Origin of the sequence: Citrobacter sp. CK198, assembly GCF_030333295.1 — a bacterium.
Classification (GTDB): Bacteria; Pseudomonadota; Gammaproteobacteria; order Enterobacterales; family Enterobacteriaceae; genus Citrobacter_B; species Citrobacter_B koseri.
The window spans coordinates 60,227-80,384 of the sequence record NZ_JAOWGE010000036.1 but is presented as its reverse complement, the minus strand read 5'-3'; the positions used below and the strand labels follow the sequence as shown (position 1 = coordinate 80,384).

Genomic DNA, 20,158 nt, shown 5'->3' with positions numbered 1-20,158 from the left:
TTATTTACCGCTGGTCTGTTTCTGGTGCGCGTCAAGGAACGCCTTCATCTCTTTCGGCCCCTGATAGCCAGGCACCACATAGCCGTTGCTCAGCACAATCGCTGGCGTGCCGCTCACGCCGAACTGCACGCCCAGCGCATAATGATTGGCGATATCGATATCGCAGGTGGCGGCTTTCACGCCTTTGCCCGCCATCGCCTCATCAAAGGCTTTGTTTCGATCTTTCGCGCACCAGATGGACTTCATATCCTGCTCGGCCTGGCTTTCCAGCCCCTGGCGCGGGAAGGCCAGATAACGCACGGTAATCCCCAGCGCGTTATAGTCTTTCATCTCTTCATGCAGCTTGTGACAGTAGCCGCAGGTGATGTCGGTAAAGATGGTGATGACGTGTTTTTCCTGCGGCGCTTTGTAAACAATCATCTCTTTTTCCAGCGCATTCAGGTGTTTCATCAGCAACTGATTGGTGACATTTACCGGCGACGCGCCGCTGACGTCATACATCGGCCCCTGAATAATATGCTTGCCATCGTCGGTGACGTACAGCACGCCGCTGTTGGTCAGCACGGTTTTCATGCCTGCAACCGGCGCGGGCTGAATTTCCGTGCTCTGCACGCCCAGCTTAGTCAGCGACTGGCGAATGGCTGCATCGTCCGCATGAACCATTCCCGAAAATGCCGCCGCCAGCAGGGTGAACATCATAAAACGTTTTTTCATAACCTATCCTTTCCTGTCAGCACTCACGCTCGCGGGTGATGCTGTTGATGAAGTTGACGCAAGCGCTCCGTTGCGACATGAGTATAAATTTGTGTGGTCGAGAGATCGCTATGCCCAAGCAGCATCTGTACAACGCGTAAGTCAGCGCCATGATTCAGCAAATGGGTGGCGAAAGCGTGACGCAAAACGTGCGGCGACAGCTTTTCGCTGTCGATTCCCGCCAGCACGGCATAGTGTTTAATGCGGTGCCAGAAGGTCTGACGCGTCATTTGTTGCGCCCGCTGGCTGGGAAATAAAACGTCAATCGACACACCGTTCAACAGCCACGGGCGCCCGTGCTCCAGATACGTCTCCAGCCAGTACACCGCTTCTTCGCCCAACGGCACCAGACGTTCTTTATTGCCTTTACCGATAACCCGCACGACGCCCTGGCGCAGGCTGATATCGCTCATGGTCAGCCCGACCAGCTCAGAAACGCGCAGGCCCGTCGCATACAGCACTTCCAGCATTGCTTTGTCGCGTAATTCCAGCGGTTGGTCAACAACTGGCGACTGTAATAATCTCTCAACTTGTGCTTCGCTGAGATCTTTTGGCAAACGCTGCGGAAGTTTGGGCGACGCGAGCTGCGCGCTCGGATCGTCCTCACGAAATTTTTCACGGTACAGATGCTGAAAGAAGCGCCGCGTGGCGCTCAACAATCGTGCGGAACTGGTGGCTTTATACCCGCCATCCATACGTTCCGCCAGCAGCGTTTGTAAATCATCGCTCTGCACCGTCGCCAGCGTTTTTCCACGATGATGCAACCATTCGACCACCATCGACAAGTCGCGCCGATACGCGCTCAGCGTATTTTCCGCCAGATTACGCTCCAGCCACAGGGCATCGAGAAACTGCTCGATACGCGCCAGATCCTTATCCATCTCGGGCCCCTCTGCGTGTTAAATCAACGCCATTATGCCTGAAGCCGACGCCTTTCTGGTACACTAGCCGCATCGTCATCGCAAGAATCGAGAGCAGTACGTCATGAATATCGGCCTTTTTTATGGTTCCAGCACCTGCTATACCGAAATGGCAGCGGAAAAAATTCGCGACATTATTGGCCCGGAACTGGTCACATTACACAACCTCAAGGATGACTCTCCGACCTTAATGGAGCAGTACGATGTGCTCATTTTAGGCATTCCGACCTGGGATTTTGGTGAAATACAGGAAGACTGGGAAGCCGTCTGGAATCAACTGGACGATCTCAAGCTGGAAGGCAAAATTGTCGCGCTCTACGGCATGGGCGACCAGTTGGGCTACGGCGAGTGGTTCCTGGATGCGCTGGGTATGCTGCATGACAAACTTGTCACCAAAGGCGTTAAATTTGTCGGCTACTGGCCTACCGAAGGCTATGAGTTCACCAGCCCGAAACCGGTCATTGCCGATGGGCAACTTTTTGTCGGCCTGGCGCTGGATGAAACCAACCAGTACGATCTCAGCGATGAGCGCATCCAGGCCTGGTGCGAGCAAATTCTCGGTGAGATGGCAGAGCACTATTCCTGCTGACCGTTTTGCCGGATAGCGGCGTGAACGCCCTGTCCGGCCTGCATGGCGCACCGAACCGTAGGCCTTAAAGCTGCGCGCCATCAGGCCTTCGTTGGCGTTACCCCTGCGTCGCCTGTTGCAACATTAACCGCCGTAAATCCCGCCACTCGGCGTCATCCATGCTGTCTGCCGCCAGCCACAAGTGCTGACGCTTCCCGCTGTCGGCGCGCAAACGCAGCATCATGCCGGTTTTAAGCATCCAGGGTGGGCTCTGAATCGTCCAGTCTTGCCCTTGCCAACGTAAACGCCCATCCATCAGCAGTTTAATTTCGCCCTGCCGGGTATTAATCCGCCGCTGACTGCGCACACAGTCGAACACCACCAGCGAAAGCAATATCAGCCAGAGCGGCGTGTAGCTCAATGGCCAGGGCATCAATAAAACCAATGCGGCGACAAGCCCATGAATGAGCAAAGAGAGCCATTGTGCGCGCCAGGAGACGCGTAAATCAGATTGCCACAGGACCACGTTCCCGATTCCGTGTCTGGATGAGTTTCACCATTTGTTCCAGCTCTGCATCACCCGGTTTACCGTGGTTCATCAACCAGTTAAATAAATCAGGATCGTCGCATTCCAGCAAACGAACAAAGATGCATTTTTCTTCATCGCTTAAGTTATCGTACTCATGTTCGAAAAACGGCATGATGGAAATGTCGAGCTCACGCATACCGCGACGGCATGCCCAATGAATACGTGCTTTGTTATTAATATCCATGTTCTTCTTCCTGTCTCGCGAAAATGAAGTACCCGGCTATTGTAACGTGTTTTTCATGTTCTTTTACGGGAATCTCCATAAACGGAAGCATGATCGGCAAATAAAACCACATTAAGTCAAAGGGTTCATCGATTTTGCATCGCGCCTCGCAAAGCGGGCGATAAGGCACAAATGGGATGTTTAAACCGCTTGCAATGGGCTATAGCTCTTTTACCATTAGTCACTATTACTGCGTTAAGCAAATCAGGACATTATTATGGCTTTTACACCTTTTCCTCCTCGTCAACCGTCCGCGTCAGCCCGTTTGCCTCTGACGCTGATCACTCTCGATGACTGGGCGCTGGCCTCAATCACCGGCGCCGACAGCGAGAAGTATATGCAAGGTCAGGTCACCGCGGACGTCAACCAGCTTACCGAACAGCAACACTTACTGGTCGCCCATTGCGATGCAAAAGGGAAGATGTGGAGCAACCTGCGTCTGTTCCGCGACGGCGACGGTTTTGCCTGGATCGAACGCCGCAGTCTGCGCGAGGCCCAACTAACCGAGCTGAAAAAATACGCCGTGTTCTCTAAAGTCGCGATCGCGCCTGACGATGAGCGTGTTCTGCTCGGTATCGCTGGTTTTCAGGCTCGCGCAGCGCTGGCGAATATCTTTAGCGTGTTACCCAACAGCGAAAAGCAGGTCGTGAGCGAAGGGGCGTCCACCCTGCTTTGGTTTGAACATCCGGCAGAACGTTTTCTGCTGATTACAGATGTCGCCACGGCTGAATCCCTGACTGAAAAACTGCGCGGCGAAGCGGCGCTGAACAACAGCCAGCAGTGGCTGGCGCTGGATATTGAAGCGGGCATTCCGGTCATTGACTCCGCGAACAGCGGGCAATTTATACCGCAGGCAACCAACCTACAGGCGCTGGGCGGCATCAGCTTTAAGAAAGGCTGCTACAGCGGGCAGGAGATGGTCGCCCGGGCAAAATTCCGCGGTGCGAACAAACGCGCGCTCTGGTCTCTGGCGGGTAAAGCCAGCCGCGTACCGGAAGCCGGAGAAGATCTGGAGTTGCAGATGGGTGAGAACTGGCGTCGTACCGGCACCGTTCTTGCAGCAGTGCAACTGGATGACGGCCAGGTTCTGGTGCAGGTGGTCATGAACAACGATATGGAAGCTGACAGCGTATTTCGCGTACGCGATGATGCGAATACCCTGCACATCGTACCGCTGCCCTATTCGCTGGAAGAGTAAAAAAATACGCCTGATGGCGCGCAGCTTTAAGGCCTACGGTTCAGTGCGCCATGCAGGCCGGATAAGGTATTAGCCGCCATCCGGCAGTTGGGTTTCAGGCCCCATCCCTCGTAGGCCGGATAAGGCGTAGCCGCCATCCGGCAACAGTGTGTCAGACCTGCCCTACATACAGATAGATCGCCAGAAAGTGGCACACGCTGCCGCCCAGCACAAACCCGTGCCAAATTGCATGGTTATAGGGAATGCGTTTGCAGACGTAGAAAATCACGCCTAGCGAATAGACCACGCCGCCGACCGCCAGCAGCGTCACGCCTCCCGCCGCCAGTTTGATCGCCAGTTGATAAACCACAATCAGCGACAGCCACCCCATCGTTAAATACGTTACCAGCGAGAGAACCTTAAACCGGTGGGCAATAGTCAGCTTGAATAAAATACCGAGCAGCGCCAGGCTCCAGATGACAATCATCAGCCCACGCGCCAGCGGCGAATCCAGCCCCACCAGCAAAAACGGCGTATAGGTTCCGGCAATCAGCAGATAGATAGCGCAGTGGTCGAATTTTTTCAGCCAGATCTTCGCCCGTTGATGCGGAATCGCGTGGTAGAGGGTTGAAGCAAGAAACAGCAGGATCATGCTGCCGCCGTACAGGCTGTAGCTGGTAATAGCCGTTGCACTGGCATTCGCGTCTACCGCCTGAACCAGTAACAGCACCAGACCGACAATACCAAACACCAACCCAATACCGTGGCTGATGCTATTGGCAATTTCCTCTGCCAGCGAATATCCCTGTGCGATTAATGGTTTCTGAACCATAGCTTACTCCAAAGAACGTTCACAATCGTGATAGCGTTCCTAGCGTAACTGAGAATGGTTCCAGTGAACACCTGTTAGCTAAAATAAATATCAACTTAAGATTAATCTTTTTAAATCATGATGTTGAAACTTATTTTTCAACTAACAGTTGTTCATTAAAATCAAAGGCATTTAAAATCAATCACATAAAATTGCGTCTGATCCGGGTAAATCCCGGCAATCACATGTTTAAGTTCTTCAAGCGTCATGTTTTCCTGCCGGGCATGTTTTTCCGTCAGCGTGTCCAGCGTGACGGTTGAGGTGCCAACAACCTCAATTGTGCAGAAGTAACCCTCATCTTCGAAGCGTCCAACCCGTAGAATATCCCCGACTTTGAAGTGTGATTCGGACTCGTCACGAATGGTGATAGTTTTGCGTCCGGCCAGAATGTCATCCTGGAAACGCTGAAAAAAAGTGATGTCATTTGGCTGCATGTTATTATTCCCTGTAGATGAAGTCTGATGAGTGAGTTTTGCCATTGTGAGTATGTTCTCCCACGCTGCCATCGCCAGTCTCAACAATCTTGAGATGCTGGTCTACAACTATGTCATCAAAAACCGTGACAAAGTCATGTACATGACCATTCGCGAACTGGCTGATGCCGTGGGCGTTTCCACCACCACCGTGCTGCGCTTTTGTCGCAAACTTCACTGTGACGGCTACTCTGAATTCCGCGTGCGCTTTAAATTATATTTAGAGCAGGATGAGCCGCAACAGGCTAATTTTGGCGCCAGCGAAATTATCAGTTTCTTTAAAAGCGTCAATAACGATGAATTTGATAAATTACTCAATCAGGCTGTCGATATCATTTTATCTTCCGAACGTATTATATTTGTCGGCGCAGGAACTTCCGGCGCGCTGGCAAAATATGGCGCACGTTTTTTCTCTAACGTCGGGAAATTCAGTAATCATATTGATGATCCTTATTTTCCGGTCACCAACGATATGGCAAAAAACGCGCTGGCGATTGTGCTTTCAGTATCGGGAGAGACTGCGGAGATCCTGCGCTTTGCCAGCCAGTTCAGCCTGCACAACTGCAAAGTGCTGTCGATTACCAGCCATGAACACTCGGCGCTGGCAAAGCTGGCTGATTTTAATCTCTCCTGGCATGTACCACAAACCCGTATTGCTGGCGTTTATGATATTACAACGCAGATCCCCGTTATCTATATTCTTGAATCATTAGGCCGTAAGCTGGCGAAAAAATTAGCGTAAAAAAAACAATTTGTTTTTTGAGCGTAACAAATTACACCAGCGCCATTTTGTTATATCGTGACTTTTTGCCTTCCTTTGTTAGACTCAAAACCAGATTGTATTAATTTGAGATTGAGCAACAATGAAAAAACTCACCTTACCAAAAGATTTCTTATGGGGCGGCGCAGTTGCCGCTCATCAGGTTGAAGGCGGCTGGAACAAAGGCGGCAAAGGGCCGAGCATCTGTGATGTGCTGACCGGCGGAGCGCATGGCGTACCGCGTGAAATCACCCGACAGGTCGTAGCGGGTAAATATTATCCGAACCATGAAGCGGTCGATTTTTACGGTCACTATAAAGAAGACATTAAGCTGTTCGCCGAGATGGGGTTTAAATGCTTTCGCACCTCCATCGCCTGGACCCGCATTTTCCCGCAGGGTGACGAGACGCAACCGAACGAAGAAGGGCTGAAATTCTACGATGATATGTTCGATGAGTTGCTCAGATACAACATCGAACCGGTCATCACCCTCTCCCACTTTGAAATGCCGCTGCATCTGGTACAGCAATACGGCGGCTGGACCAACCGTAAAGTGGTGGATTTCTTCGTCCGCTTCGCGGAGGTGGTATTTGAGCGCTACAAGCACAAAGTCAAATACTGGATGACCTTCAACGAGATCAACAACCAGCGCAACTGGCGCGCGCCGCTGTTTGGCTACTGCTGTTCTGGCGTGGTGTATACCGAGCATGAAAACCCGGAAGAAACCATGTATCAGGTGCTGCATCACCAGTTCGTCGCCAGCGCGCTGGCGGTGAAGGCGGCACGCCGCATCAACCCGGAGATGAAGGTCGGCTGTATGCTGGCGATGGTCGCGCTCTATCCGTTTTCCTGTAAGCCAGAAGATGTCATGTTCGCGCAGGAATCCATGCGCGAGCGCTATGTGTTTACCGACGTTCAGCTACGCGGCTACTACCCGTCTTATGTACTGAACGAATGGGAACGTCGCGGCTTTAACATCAACATGGACGCTGGCGACGCGGAGATTCTGCGCGAAGGCACCTGCGATTACCTTGGCTTCAGCTATTACATGACTAATGCAGTAAAAGCGGAAGGCGGCAGCGGCGATGCCATTTCCGGCTTCGAGGGCAGCGTGCCGAATCCGCACGTCAAAGCCTCCGACTGGGGCTGGCAAATTGACCCGGTCGGCCTGCGTTATTCCCTGTGCGAGCTGTATGAACGCTATCAGAAACCGCTGTTTATTGTGGAAAATGGGTTTGGCGCCTACGACAAAGTGGAAGAAGACGGCAGCATCAACGACGATTACCGCATCGACTATCTGCGTGCTCACGTAGAAGAGATGATGAAAGCGGTGACGTATGATGGCGTGGATCTGATGGGCTATACGCCGTGGGGCTGCATCGACTGCGTGTCATTCACGACCGGACAATACAGCAAGCGTTACGGTTTTATTTACGTGAATAAGCATGACGACGGCAGCGGCGATATGGCGCGCTCGCGGAAGAAAAGTTTTACCTGGTATAAAGAGGTTATCGCCAGCAACGGCGAGAAGCTGTAATTTTTTGCCGGGTGGCGGCTAATACCTTATCCGGCCTACAAGTTCTGTCTCCGAATAAAAAAAAGCCGGGTAGCGCTTGCGCTTACCCGGCCTACAGCATGGCAGAGAGATTACTGATATTCGCTCATCGGTACGCAGGAGCAGAACAGGTTACGGTCGCCGTAAACGTCATCAAGGCGTTTCACGGTCGGCCAGTACTTGTTCGCTACCCCCGCCGGGAACACCGCGACTTCACGGCTGTATCCGTGGTTCCACTCCGCGACCAGCTCATTCTGCGTGTGCGGCGCGTTAACCAGCGGGTTATCCTCCAGCGGCCACTCACCGGCTTTCACGCGATCGATTTCCGCACGAATCGCCAGCATCGCATTGATAAAGCGATCCAGCTCCATCTTGCTTTCAGATTCCGTCGGTTCAACCATCAACGTTCCCGCCACCGGGAACGACATGGTCGGCGCGTGGAAGCCGTAGTCGATCAAACGCTTGGCAATATCCAGTTCGCTGATGCCGGTTTCTTCTTTCAGCGGGCGGATGTCGAGAATACACTCGTGCGCCACGCGGCCATCGCGACCGGTATACAGCACCGGATACGCGTCTTTCAGGCGGCTGGCGATATAGTTGGCGTTCAGAATCGCCACCTGGCTCGCCTGCTTCAGCCCTTCCGCGCCCATCATGCGGATGTACATCCAGCTGATCGGCAGAATGGATGCGCTGCCGAACGGTGCGGCGGACACCGCGCCCTGACGGGTCAGCATCCCTTCGATCTGCACCACGCTGTGACCCGGAACAAACGGCGCCAGATGTGATTTCACGCCGATCGGCCCCATACCCGGGCCGCCGCCGCCGTGCGGAATGCAGAAGGTTTTATGCAGGTTGAGGTGTGAAACATCCGCGCCGATGAAGCCCGGAGAGGTAATGCCAACCTGCGCGTTCATGTTTGCGCCATCGAGGTATACCTGGCCGCCGAACTGATGCACGATCTCGCACACCTCACGAATGGTTTCTTCGTACACGCCGTGGGTGGATGGGTAAGTCACCATGATGCAAGAGAGATTGTCACCCGCCTGCTCGGCTTTAGCGCGCAGATCCGCCAGATCGATGTTGCCGTTCTTATCGCATGCGACCACCACCACCTGCATACCCGCCATCTGTGCGGAAGCCGGGTTGGTGCCGTGAGCGGAGGCCGGGATCAGACAGATATCGCGATGACCGTCGTTGCGACTTTCGTGATAATGACGAATCGCCAACAGGCCCGCGTATTCGCCCTGCGCGCCGGAGTTCGGCTGCATACACACGGCATCATAGCCCGTCAGTTTCACCAGCCAGTCAGAAAGCTGGTTGATCATCTGATGATACCCTTCCGCCTGCTCTGCCGGGCAGAACGGATGCAGTTCCGCAAATTCCGGCCAGGTGATGGGGATCATCTCCGCCGCCGCGTTCAGCTTCATGGTACAGGAACCCAGCGGGATCATTGCCTGGTTCAGCGCCAGATCTTTACGCTCCAGCGAGTGCATGTAGCGCATCATCTCCGTTTCGCTGTGGTAACGGTTGAACACCGGGTGCGTCAGGATCGCGTCATCACGCAGCATACTCTCCTGGATAGAGCGGCTATCGTGCGCCACGTCTTTATCCAGCGTATCAATGTTCAGACCGTGGTCGTCGCCCAGCAGTACAGAGAACAGTTGCAGCACGTTTTCGCGGGTTGTCGTTTCATCCAGCGTGATGCCGACAGCATTGTGGATGTCGCTGCGCAGGTTGATCTCTGCGACCTCCGCGCGCGCCAGGACGGCGGCTTTATCGGCCACCTCTACGCACAGGGTGTCGAAGTAATGCGCATGGCGCAGTTTCAGCCCTTTTTGTTGCAGGCCCGCCGCCAGAATGTCGGTCAGGCGGTGAATGCGATTAGCAATGCGCTTCAGCCCAACCGGACCGTGATAAACAGCATACAGGCTGGCGATGTTGGCCAGCAGCACCTGCGAAGTACAAATATTGGAGTTCGCTTTCTCGCGACGGATATGCTGTTCGCGAGTCTGCATCGCCATGCGCAGTGCGGTATTGCCCGCCGCATCTTTCGATACGCCGATAATACGGCCCGGCATGGAGCGTTTGAATTCATCTTTGGCGGCAAAGAACGCCGCGTGTGGGCCGCCGTAGCCCATCGGTACGCCGAAGCGTTGCGCAGAGCCGAACACAATGTCCGCACCCTGTTTACCCGGCGCCGTCAGCAGCACCAGCGCCATAAAATCGGCGGCTACGCTGACGATAACTTTACGTGATTTCAGTTCGCTAATCAGCGCGCTGTAGTCGTGGACTTCACCGGTGGTGCCAACCTGCTGCAACAGCACGCCGAACACATCCTGGTGATCCAGCACTTTTTCCGCGTCATCGACGATCACATCAAAACCGAAGGTCTCCGCGCGGGTGCGCACGACGTCCAGCGTTTGCGGGTGAACGTCAGAGGCGACAAAGAAGCGGTTGGCGTTTTTCAGTTTACTGATGCGTTTTGCCATCGCCATCGCTTCTGCGGCAGCGGTTGCTTCATCCAGCAACGAAGCAGAGGCCATATCCAGCCCGGTCAGATCCAGCGTCACCTGCTGGAAATTCAGCAGCGCTTCCAGACGCCCCTGCGAAACTTCCGGCTGATAAGGCGTATACGCGGTGTACCAGCCCGGATTTTCCAGCATATTGCGCAGGATAACCGGCGGCAGTTGCACCGCGGTATAACCCATGCCAATGTAAGACGTGAAGCGCTTGTTGCGACCGGCAATCGCTTTTAATTCGGCCAGCGCGGCGTATTCCGTCGCCGCTTCACCTACCTGCGGCGGCATGGCAAGCTGAATGTCTTTCGGCACAATCTGGCCGATCAGCGCGTTTAACGACTCGGCGCCAACGGTATTCAGCATCTCTTGCTGCTGTGCGGCGTCCGGTCCAATGTGGCGTTCAATGAAAGCGCCGCTGTTTTCAAGCTGGCTTAGCGTCTGTGTCATGGGCGATGGTTCCTGAAACGTGCAGTGAATCGTGATTGTCTCTGGCTCAATTGCCCGGTGGCGCTAACGCTTACCGGGCCTACGCGTGCGAAAACGAATACGCAAAATCATTCACGTTGCAGGACGGCGGCGACGCAGAGAACCCCCAGGAGCTTACATAAGTAAGTGACTGGGGTGAGCGAGGAAGCCAACACACCTGCTGCGTGAAGGATGAAGCGTATTTATTCGTCTTCTAACAATGCTTCGTATGCGGTTGCATCCAGCAGCGAGTCGATTTCGCTTTCGTCGCTGGCTTTGATTTTGAAGATCCAGCCACCCGCATACGGCTCGCTGTTGACCAGTTCAGGGGAGTCGCTGAGCGCGTCGTTTACCGCCACAATCTCACCGCTCACCGGCGCATAAATATCAGAAGCGGCTTTTACCGATTCTGCTACCGCGCAGTCATCGCCCGCCGCAACGGTGGCGCCGACGTCTGGCAGATCGACAAAAACCATATCGCCCAGCAATTCCTGAGCGTGTTCCGTGATGCCAACCGTGTAAGTACCGTCTGCTTCTTTGCGCAGCCATTCGTGTTCTTTGCTGTATTTCAGTTCTACAGGTACGTTGCTCATCAATAAATCTCCAAAAAAGGATGAATCACGCGACGGCTTTGCCGTTACGCACAAAAACAGGTTTAGTGACTTTTACTGGCATTTCGCGGTTGCGGATCTGCACGATCGCCGTCTCGCCAATACCCGCCGGAACGCGCGCCAGCGCAATGCTGTAGCCCAGCGTCGGAGAGAAAGTGCCGCTGGTAATAATGCCTTCCAGCTGATTCCCCTGGGCATCGGTAAAGCGTACCGGCAGTTCATTACGCAGTACGCCTTTCTCGGTCATAACCAGACCCACCAGTTGTTCGGTGCCTTTTTCACGCTGGACTTCCAGCGCCTCGCGACCAATAAAATCGCGATCGGCCGGTTCCCAGGCGATGGTCCAGCCCATGTTCGCCGCCAGTGGAGAGACGCCTTCATCCATCTCCTGACCATACAGGTTCATACCCGCTTCCAGACGCAGCGTATCGCGCGCGCCCAGGCCACACGGCTTCACGCCGGATTCCACCAGCGCACGCCAGAAATCCGCCGCCTTTTCGTTTGGCATCGCAATTTCATAGCCTGCTTCGCCGGTATAACCGGTTGTTGCAATAAACAGATCGCCCGCCTGCACGCCAAAGAACGGTTTCATGCCTGCCACCGCCTTGCGCTGTTCTTCAGTAAACAGCGTGGCCGCTTTCGCCTGCGCATTCGGCCCCTGTACCGCAATCAGCGACAGGTCGTCACGAACGGTGATGTCGATGGCGTAAGGTTCGGCGTGTTGGGTAATCCAGGAGAGGTCTTTTTCGCGGGTGGCGGAGTTTACAACGAGGCGGAAGAAATCTTCAGTGAAGTAATAGACAATCAGGTCATCTATCACGCCGCCCGAGGCATTGAGCATGCCAGAGTAGAGGGCTTTACCGGTCTTTGTGAGTTTCGCCACGTCATTCGCCAGCAGATAACGCAAAAACTCCCGGGTGCGGCTGCCGCGTAGATCGACGATGGTCATATGCGACACATCAAACATACCGGCATCAGTGCGAACTGCATGGTGCTCATCAAGTTGAGAACCATAGTGCAGCGGCATCATCCAGCCATGGAAATCCACCATGCGCGCGCCACAAAGCGTGTGTTGTTCGTATAAAGGAGTCTGTTGAGCCATCTTGTCCTCATTGAATAAGCGGGGCTTACAACCATTTCATGGTGAAATCTTCGCCACGAAACCCGGCGTCGCAGCCACTCCAGGGCTTCGACGCAAACGTTCTCTTTTACCTGAACTTACCACCGAAGCAGACGCTAAACCATAAGGCAAAATTAACCATCACATTAGCTTATGACCAAAAAACGCCAAACCCGCATCAGCATAAAAAACCATGAAATAAACAAAAAACCTCCATAAACGATAATCAAATACGCAACCATCCCGCACATATCCATATTAAATGTGGAAAAAATGTCAAAAATGACGATAGTTGAAAATCGTAATATTAAAAAAACTAATGCGAAAAGAGAGGTGAAATTAGATTATTTCAAATGAGGAAAGCGTCCCGGCGCGAAGGCCGGGAGAGGAAAATGTGACGGGTTTCAAACTCTCAGAAGCAGGAGGGAAATGCTTAGCGGAGCCACTCAGGCAGATCGTTCAATCCCATCGCCTGACGAATCAGTTGCGGTTTTACGCCCGGAAGAGTATCGGCCAGTTTCAGACCAATATCGCGCAGCAATTTCTTCGCCGGGTTCTCTCCGGCAAACAGTTCGCGAAAACCCTGCATACCTGCCAGCATCATCGCGGCGCTGTGCTTACGGCTGCGCTCGTAGCGACGCAAATAGAGGTATTGACCAATGTCTTTGCCCTGGCGTTGCAGACGTTTGAGTTCATCGATCAACTCTGCGGCGTCCATAAAGCCGAGGTTCACCCCCTGCCCCGCCAGCGGATGGATGGTATGTGCGGCGTCGCCCACCAGCGCCAGCCGGTGTGCGGCAAACTGACGCGCATAGCGTCCCGTCAGCGGGAACACCTGGCGTTCGCTCTCAACGCGGCATAAGCCGAGGCGGTTATCAAACGCGACGCTCAGCGCCCGGTTGAACGCATCCTCACTCGCCTGCTGCATATGCTCAGCGTCCTGCGGAGACAGCGACCAGACAATGGAACACAGATGCGGATCGCTTAATGGCAGGAACGCCAGGATGCCTTCGCCATGAAACGCCTGACGCGCAACGGCGCCGTGCGCCTCTTCGGTGCGGATGGTCGCCACCAGCGCATGATGACGGTAATCCCAGAAGGTCAGCGGAATATCCGCTTTGTTGCGCAGCCAGGAGTTCGCGCCGTCTGCGCCAATCACCAGCCTTGCCGTCAGCATCGCGCCATCTTTCAGGGTCAGGAAGGTTTCATTTTCTCCCCAGGCGACCTGCTGCAATTCAGCCGGCGCCATCAGGGTAATATCCGCTGACTGCTGCGCCTTTTGCCATAGCGCGTAGTGGATCACCGAATTTTCAATGATGTGCCCCAGGTGGCTGTATCCCATGCTTTTGTCATCAAACTCGATGCGGCCAAAGCTGTCTTTATCCCAGACTTCCATACCGTGGTAGCAGCTTGCGCGGCGAGCAAGAATGTCTGACCAGACCCCAAGACGCGTAAGCAGTTTTTCACTGGCGGCATTGATAGCCGACACGCGTAATGCCGGGGGAGCGTCGCTCGCCAGCGGCTGTGGAACGCGCTGTTCCAGAACGGCCACGCGTAAACCGCTGCCCTGCAAACCGCAGGCGACAGCCAGGCCTACCATGCCTCCGCCAACAATGGCTACATCAACACTTTGCACTGTGTACTCCTGAAAATAGGACAATCAAAAACCGTAGGCCGGATAAGGCAAAGCCACCATCCGGCATTACATTACTTCCGCGGCATTGCCTGATGGCGCTGCGCTAATCAGGCCTACTTCTTTATTCCGACCTACCGGTGAATTATCGTGCGACCCAGCCCAACGTCCGTTTTGCCAACGTGTCGCGAAGGGGAGGCAATAACTCCATCGCCATTAAGCCGACGTTGCGCCCGGCAACCAGCGGCGCCCAGCGGTTAGCAAACAGATGCACCAGGCTATCCGTTATGCCAACCGTCGCCTCTCTGTCAGCCTGACGGCGCGACTGGTACTCAGAAAGCACGCCGTACTCGCCGACGTCTGCCCCAGACTCATGCGCCTGCACCAGCGTTTCGGCAAGGCTCATCACATCGCGCAGCCCCAGGTTAAACCCTTGCCCGGCGATAGGATGCAGCGTCTGCGCCGCATTGCCGACCAGCACGGTGCGATGGGTTATCGCTTTGGCCGCCGTGGTGAGCGCTAACGGATAAGCGCTGCGCTTACCCGCATGGGTGATTCGTCCCAGCCGCCAGCCAAACGCCGACTGTAGCTCATGGCAAAAACGTTCATCCGACCAGCGCATGATCTCGTCGCGCTGTTCAAGCGGATGGCACCACACCAGCGAACAGCGACCTTCGGACATCGGCAACATCGCCAGCGGGCCGTGTTGGGTAAAGCGTTCAAACGCACGTCCGTCATGCAGGGTAGCGGTCGCAACGTTGGCGATCACCGCCAGTTGTTCATAAGGCTGCTGCTGCCAGTCCACGCCGCAGGCGGTCGCCAGAGCGGAGTGCGTACCGTCGGCCGCCACCACGACATGACCAGAAATCACGTCACCGTTTTCCAGAGTGACATTCACCTTTTCTTGCGTTCGCGCCACGCTGGCAACGCGATCCGGGCAATGCAGCGTCACGCCCGGCGCTTTGCGCAACAGCGCAAACAGTCGCTGACCGACATCATGCAGCTCCACAACCTGCCCCAACGCAGCGATGCTGTAATCCTGCGCGTCCAGAGTGACAAAACCGGCATGGCCGCGATCGCTGACATGTACCGTGTTGATCGCCGTTGCGCAATCAGCAATCGCCTGCCAGACGCCAATCCGCGCCAGTTGCTGACAGGTGCCTGCCGCCAGCGCGATCGCCCGGGCGTCGAACCCGGGATGCGCGGCGGCTTCAGGCGCGCTCGCTTCAATCAGGTGCACGGCCAGTTTGCCGTGGCTAAGCTGAGAAAGGGCCAGCGCCAGCGTCGCGCCCACCATACCGCCGCCAACAATAATCACGCTCATAGCTGACGCGCCGCCGCCATTAAGGCTTCAATATCGTCCGCCTTTTTCACCACGCTGGCGGTCAGGTTTTCGTTGCCCGTTTCCGTAATGACGATGTCATCTTCAATACGGATGCCGATGCCGCGATACGCTTCCGGCACGTCGGCGTCCGGCGCGATGTACAGACCCGGCTCAACGGTGAGCACCATGCCCGGCTCCAGCACGCGGGAGCGATCCTGCCCGTAAACGCCGACATCGTGTACGTCCAGCCCCAGCCAGTGGCTAAGGCCATGCATAAAGAATGGACGATGGGCGTTTTCCGCGATCAACTGCTCCACGTCGCCCTGCAAAATGCCCAGATTCACCAGCCCCGCGATCATGATGCGCACCACTTCTCCCGTGACCTCCTGGATAGACGTTCCCGGACGAAACAGGCGTAAGCTGGTTTCCAGCGACGCCAGCACGATATCGTAGATTTCGCGCTGGGCGGGCGTAAATTTGCCGTTCACCGGGAAAGTACGCGTAATGTCGCCAGCATAACCTTTGTATTCGCATCCGGCGTCGATCAACACCAGATCGCCGTCGCGCATTTCGCTTTCATTTTCGGTGTAGTGGAGGATGCAGCCGTTCTCACCGCTGCCGACAATGGTGTTATAAGACGGATAGCGCGCGCCGTGACGGTTAAACTCGTGGTGAATTTCACCTTCCAGTTGATATTCGAACATCCCCGGACGGCATTTTTTCATTGCGCGGGTATGCGCCAGCGCGCTGATCTCGCCCGCGCGACGCATGACGGCAATCTCTTCCGGCGATTTAAACAGGCGCATCTCGTGCACCATTGGCCGCCAGTCGGTCATCGTCGCCGGTGCAGTCAGGTTCTGTCGGGAACCTTTACGCAGTTTATCCAGCGCGGCGAAAACAATCTCGTCGGCATACGCATATTCGCCCTGCGCGTGGTAAACCACGTCAAGGCCATTGAGTAACTGATAAAGCTGCTGGTTGATTTCGCTGAACGCCAGCGCGCGATCCACGCCCAGTTTTTCCGGCGCGGCGTCCTGCCCCAGGCGGCGGCCAAACCAGATCTCCGCCGTCAGATCGCGAACGCGGTTAAACAAAACGCTGTGGTTATGAGTGTCATCACTTTTAATCAGCACCAGCACCGCTTCCGGTTCGTTAAAACCGGTGAAATACCAGAAATCACTGCTCTGGCGATACGGATATTCACTGTCCGCGCTGCGCGTGGCTTCCTGAGCTGCAAAAATCAACGCGGCGCTGCCCGGCTGCATTTGCGCCAGTAATGCCTGGCGGCGACGCTGATACTCCTGCTGAGATATATCGCTCATAACACTCTCCATTGCGTTTACGTTCTTAGTGCAGAGTCGGTTTCTGGACTTCCGGCGCCGTCGGCTGCTGACGCGTAAAGGTGTCGTGGCACAGCAACGCCGCAACCCGCACATATTCGATGATCTCTTCGAGCGACATCTCCAGCTCTTCCTGATCTTCGTCTTCGTCATAACCGAGCTGGGCGATGTTGCGCAGATCGTCAATGGCTTCACCGGTTTCGCCGGTCACTTTATCCAGCTTAGGCTGCGTGACGCCAAGCCCCAGTAAAAAGTGGTTAACCCAGCCGGCCAGCGCATCAGCGCGATCGAACACGCTCACGTCGTCGCCTTCAGGCAGAAAAAGCTGAAAAAGGAAGCCGTCGTCTTCCAGCGCGTCGCTGGTTGCCGCGTGCATTTTACGCAGCGCCTGCGCCAGTTCGTGACCAAATGCCAGCCCCTCGTTCGTCAGGTCGTGCAACAGCGGCTGCCATGAGCTGTCGTTGTTGCCGCCGCAAATCATCCCACTGATCAAACCGTGCATTTCGGCCGGGGTTAACCCCGTCCCCTGTTGGTTCAAAAACTGGTTCATTTCGTTGTAACCAGGCATTTCGTTCTGTATAGACATAAGCATTCGTCATCAAAGGGAGGATATTCATGATATGCTACCACTTTGGACCCTGGTGAACCAGAAAAGGGCTTGTATCTTCACACCGGGGTAGCTATAGTGTCGCCCCTTCGCCGACCCAGGGTCTGGAGGCGAAGGCAGCGCAGTCAATCAGCAGGAAGGTGGCATGTCTGCACAACCCGTCGATATCCAAATTTTTGGCCGTTCACTCCGCGTGAATTGCCCGCCTGAACAAAGGGATGCGTTGAATCAGGCTGCGGACGATCTGAATCAGCGGTTGCAAGATCTAAAAGTTCGCACTAGAGTCACAAATACTGAGCAGCTGGTTTTCATTGCCGCATTGAACATCAGCTATGAATTAACTCAGGAAAAAGCGAAGACCCGCGACTACGCGGCGAGCATGGAACAACGAATTCGGATGCTTCAACAGACCATTGAACAGGCGTTGCTTGATCAGGGTCGCATAACCGAAAAAACGGGCCAAAACTTTGAATAACACTTTTCGGTTTACTATGGTAGAGTGACCGTGAAGACAAAATTTCTCTGAGATGTTTGCAAGCGGGCCAGTCCCCTGAGCCGATATTTCATACCACAAGAATGTGGCGCTCCATGGTTGGTGAGCATGCTCGGCTAGTCCGAGAAGCCTTAAAACCGTGACGACGCATTCACCTTGAACCAAGGGTTCAAGGGTTACAGCCTGCGGCGGCATCTCGGAGATTCCCCTTCTACCTGGCGATAGCCATGACGCAACTTCCTGAACTTCTTTTATCCCGACAAGAAATCCGCCAGATGATTCGGCAACGTCGCCGTACGCTGACGTCTCAACAGCAAACCGCGTTCGGTCAACAGGCCGCCACCAGAATGCTTGCTTATCCTCCCGTGGTTCTTGCCCACACCGTCGCGGTGTTTCTTTCATTTGATGGCGAGCTGGACACGCAACCCTTGATTGAGCAGCTCTGGCGCGCGGGAAAACGCGTGTATTTACCGGTTATCCATCCGTTCAGCCCCGGCAATTTATTGTTTCTGCATTATCATCCGCAAAGCTCGCTGGTGATGAATCGTCTGAAAATTCAGGAACCGAAGCTGGACGTGCGCGACGTACTGCCGCTCTCTCAGTTAGATGTGCTGGTTACACCGTTAGTCGCTTTCGACGAAGACGGCCAGCGTCTGGGAATGGGCGGCGGGTTCTACGACAGAACGTTGCAGAACTGGCGACAGCATAAGATTCAACCGGTGGGTTATGCGCACGATTGTCAGTTAGTGGAAAAGTTGCCTGTCGAAGAGTGGGATATCCCGCTGCCTGCGGTGGTGACGCCGTCAAAAGTGTGGGAGTGGCCGCAGTGAATTGCCTGATGGCGCTACGCTTACCCGGCCTACGAACCGATCTCACAGGCCGGGTGAGGCATAGCACCCACCCGGCACAGTATACAAATTAGTACAGCAGACGAGCGCGAATCGTACCCGGTAGCGCTTTCATCGCCAGCAGGGCTTTCTCCGCCACATCTTCATCCGCTTCGATATCAATCACCACGTAACCGACCTGGGCAGACGTTTGCAGATACTGCGCGGCGATGTTAACGCCCTGCTCGGCAAAAATCTGGTTAAGCGCGGTCAGCACGCCCGGACGATTTTCATGGATGTGCATCAGACGACGACCGCCGTGCAGCGGCAGGGAGACTTCCGGGAAGTTCACCGCAGACAGCGTAGAGCCGTTATCAGAATACTTCGTCAGTTTGCCCGCCACTTCAAGGCCGATGTTCTCCTGCGCTTCCTGGGTAGAGCCGCCGATATGCGGCGTCAGAAGCACATTGTCGAATTCACATAGCGGAGAAGTAAACGGATCGCTGTTGGTCGCAGGTTCCGTCGGGAACACGTCGATAGCTGCGCCCGCCAGGTGTTTGCTCGCCAGCGCATCGCACAGCGCCGGGATGTCCACCACCGTACCGCGAGACGCGTTGATCAGCAGCGCGCCCGGTTTCATCAGTGCGATTTCCGTCGCGCCCATCATATTTTTGGTGGAGGCGTTTTCCGGCACATGCAGGCTCACAACGTCGCTCATGTTCAGCAGATCGGAAAGATGCTGTACCTGGGTCGCGTTGCCCAGCGGCAGTTTATTTTCAATATCGTAGAAGAAGACGTGCATGCCCAGCGATTCCGCCAGAATGCCCAACTGCGTGCCAATGTGGCCGTAACCGATGATCCCCAGCTTTTTGCCGCGCGCTTCAAACGAACCGGCCGCCAGTTTGTTCCACACGCCACGGTGCGCTTTCGCGTTCGCTTCCGGCACGCCGCGAAGCAGTAGCAGCAGCTCGCCAATCACCAGTTCCGCAACAGAACGCGTGTTGGAGAACGGCGCGTTAAACACGGGGATTCCGCGTTTTGCCGCTGCGTTCAGATCAACCTGGTTGGTGCCGATGCAGAAACATCCAATCGCCACCAGTTTCTCTGCGGCGTCAATCACATCTTCGGTCAGATGGGTTCGGGATCGCAGGCCAATGAAATGGGCATCACGGATGGACTCTTTCAACTGCTCAGTATCCAGAGCGCCTTTGTGAAATTCGATGTTGGTATAACCTGCCGCGCGAAGGTTTTCGAGTGCCTTTTGGTGCACACCTTCAACCAGCAGAAATTTAATCTTGTCTTTCTCCAGTGATACCTTTGCCATTTCCCC

The 20,158-nt window shown here is 54.9% G+C and carries 20 protein-coding genes and 1 other RNA gene; 7 read left to right on the top strand and 14 right to left on the bottom strand.

Annotated elements, in window-relative coordinates:
• The gene (gene dsbC / locus OGY62_RS21390) at nt 1-714 is read right to left on the bottom strand and encodes a bifunctional protein-disulfide isomerase/oxidoreductase DsbC (RefSeq protein WP_012134997.1); all 714 of its coding nucleotides are present in this window, start codon (nt 712-714) and stop codon (nt 1-3) included.
• A gap of 23 nt (nt 715-737) precedes the next feature.
• The gene (xerD, locus tag OGY62_RS21385) at nt 738-1,634 is read right to left on the bottom strand and encodes a site-specific tyrosine recombinase XerD (protein ID WP_012134998.1); all 897 of its coding nucleotides are present in this window, start codon (nt 1,632-1,634) and stop codon (nt 738-740) included.
• A gap of 103 nt (nt 1,635-1,737) precedes the next feature.
• On the opposite strand from xerD, the gene fldB reads away from it, so the two are divergent.
• A complete protein-coding gene (gene fldB, locus OGY62_RS21380) occupies nt 1,738-2,262 on the top strand; it encodes a flavodoxin FldB (protein WP_012134999.1) in 525 nt (174 codons plus the stop codon).
• 97 nt (nt 2,263-2,359) lie between these two features.
• Here the strand turns inward: fldB and OGY62_RS21375 are convergent, their stop codons facing one another.
• Nucleotides 2,360-2,767, bottom strand: coding sequence for a protein YgfX (locus OGY62_RS21375; protein ID WP_286460519.1), 408 nt, complete (start codon nt 2,765-2,767; stop codon nt 2,360-2,362).
• Nucleotides 2,748-3,014 (bottom strand): FAD assembly factor SdhE, encoded by a 267-nt coding sequence (gene sdhE, locus OGY62_RS21370; RefSeq protein ID WP_024130922.1) that lies wholly within the window; start codon nt 3,012-3,014, stop codon nt 2,748-2,750. Before sdhE ends, OGY62_RS21375 begins: the two co-directional genes overlap by 20 nt.
• 256 nt (nt 3,015-3,270) lie before the next feature.
• Here sdhE and ygfZ point away from each other — a divergent pair, with 256 nt between their 5' ends.
• Nucleotides 3,271-4,251, top strand: a complete 981-nt coding sequence (ygfZ, locus tag OGY62_RS21365; RefSeq protein ID WP_286460518.1) for a tRNA-modifying protein YgfZ — start codon at nt 3,271-3,273, stop codon at nt 4,249-4,251.
• Nucleotides 4,252-4,402: 151 nt separating this feature from the next.
• Here the strand turns inward: ygfZ and trhA are convergent, their stop codons facing one another.
• On the bottom strand, nt 4,403-5,062 hold the full coding sequence (gene trhA / locus OGY62_RS21360) for a PAQR family membrane homeostasis protein TrhA (RefSeq protein WP_012135004.1): 660 nt from the start codon (nt 5,060-5,062) through the stop codon (nt 4,403-4,405).
• Nucleotides 5,063-5,223: 161 nt separating this feature from the next.
• Nucleotides 5,224-5,535: a N(4)-acetylcytidine aminohydrolase gene (yqfB, locus tag OGY62_RS21355; protein ID WP_049008973.1), complete on the bottom strand. Its 312-nt coding sequence runs from the start codon at nt 5,533-5,535 to the stop codon at nt 5,224-5,226.
• Nucleotides 5,536-5,587: 52 nt separating this feature from the next.
• On the opposite strand from yqfB, the gene OGY62_RS21350 reads away from it, so the two are divergent.
• Complete coding sequence (locus OGY62_RS21350; RefSeq protein WP_049008977.1) at nt 5,588-6,316, top strand: MurR/RpiR family transcriptional regulator; 729 nt, start codon at nt 5,588-5,590, stop codon at nt 6,314-6,316.
• Between the two features lie 121 nt (nt 6,317-6,437).
• The gene (bglA, locus tag OGY62_RS21345; RefSeq protein WP_115625884.1) at nt 6,438-7,871 is read left to right on the top strand and encodes a 6-phospho-beta-glucosidase BglA; all 1,434 of its coding nucleotides are present in this window, start codon (nt 6,438-6,440) and stop codon (nt 7,869-7,871) included.
• Between the two features lie 110 nt (nt 7,872-7,981).
• Here bglA and gcvP read toward each other — a convergent pair whose 3' ends face one another.
• The 7 genes from gcvP to ygfB all read right to left on the bottom strand — a co-directional run bounded on the left by gcvP (nt 7,982) and on the right by ygfB (nt 17,487).
• On the bottom strand, nt 7,982-10,855 hold the full coding sequence (gcvP, locus tag OGY62_RS21340) for an aminomethyl-transferring glycine dehydrogenase (RefSeq protein ID WP_286460516.1): 2,874 nt from the start codon (nt 10,853-10,855) through the stop codon (nt 7,982-7,984).
• A 221-nt stretch (nt 10,856-11,076) separates the two neighbouring features.
• On the bottom strand, nt 11,077-11,466 hold the full coding sequence (gcvH, locus tag OGY62_RS21335) for a glycine cleavage system protein GcvH (RefSeq protein ID WP_012135010.1): 390 nt from the start codon (nt 11,464-11,466) through the stop codon (nt 11,077-11,079).
• Between the two features lie 25 nt (nt 11,467-11,491).
• On the bottom strand, nt 11,492-12,586 hold the full coding sequence (gene gcvT / locus OGY62_RS21330; protein WP_047461417.1) for a glycine cleavage system aminomethyltransferase GcvT: 1,095 nt from the start codon (nt 12,584-12,586) through the stop codon (nt 11,492-11,494).
• A gap of 451 nt (nt 12,587-13,037) precedes the next feature.
• Nucleotides 13,038-14,240, bottom strand: coding sequence for an FAD-dependent 2-octaprenylphenol hydroxylase (gene ubiI / locus OGY62_RS21325; RefSeq protein ID WP_286460515.1), 1,203 nt, complete (start codon nt 14,238-14,240; stop codon nt 13,038-13,040).
• 142 nt (nt 14,241-14,382) lie between these two features.
• Complete coding sequence (ubiH, locus tag OGY62_RS21320; RefSeq protein WP_012135014.1) at nt 14,383-15,561, bottom strand: 2-octaprenyl-6-methoxyphenyl hydroxylase; 1,179 nt, start codon at nt 15,559-15,561, stop codon at nt 14,383-14,385.
• Nucleotides 15,558-16,883, bottom strand: coding sequence for a Xaa-Pro aminopeptidase (pepP, locus tag OGY62_RS21315; RefSeq protein WP_049008277.1), 1,326 nt, complete (start codon nt 16,881-16,883; stop codon nt 15,558-15,560). The genes ubiH and pepP overlap by 4 nt, the downstream gene beginning before the upstream one ends.
• Before the next feature lie 25 nt (nt 16,884-16,908).
• Nucleotides 16,909-17,487, bottom strand: a complete 579-nt coding sequence (ygfB, locus tag OGY62_RS21310; RefSeq protein ID WP_123907426.1) for a UPF0149 family protein YgfB — start codon at nt 17,485-17,487, stop codon at nt 16,909-16,911.
• A gap of 166 nt (nt 17,488-17,653) precedes the next feature.
• Between ygfB and zapA the strand changes: the two genes are divergently transcribed.
• From zapA to OGY62_RS21295, 3 genes are all read left to right on the top strand, one after another.
• A complete protein-coding gene (gene zapA, locus OGY62_RS21305) occupies nt 17,654-17,983 on the top strand; it encodes a cell division protein ZapA (RefSeq protein ID WP_006686880.1) in 330 nt (109 codons plus the stop codon).
• A gap of 41 nt (nt 17,984-18,024) precedes the next feature.
• A non-coding RNA gene (gene ssrS, locus OGY62_RS21300) (6S RNA) lies at nt 18,025-18,208 on the top strand.
• Between the two features lie 20 nt (nt 18,209-18,228).
• Nucleotides 18,229-18,831, top strand: a complete 603-nt coding sequence (locus tag OGY62_RS21295; protein ID WP_286460514.1) for a 5-formyltetrahydrofolate cyclo-ligase — start codon at nt 18,229-18,231, stop codon at nt 18,829-18,831.
• 88 nt (nt 18,832-18,919) lie between these two features.
• Here OGY62_RS21295 and serA read toward each other — a convergent pair whose 3' ends face one another.
• The gene (serA, locus tag OGY62_RS21290) at nt 18,920-20,152 is read right to left on the bottom strand and encodes a phosphoglycerate dehydrogenase (protein WP_115608880.1); all 1,233 of its coding nucleotides are present in this window, start codon (nt 20,150-20,152) and stop codon (nt 18,920-18,922) included.
• Nucleotides 20,153-20,158 lie beyond the last annotated feature (6 nt).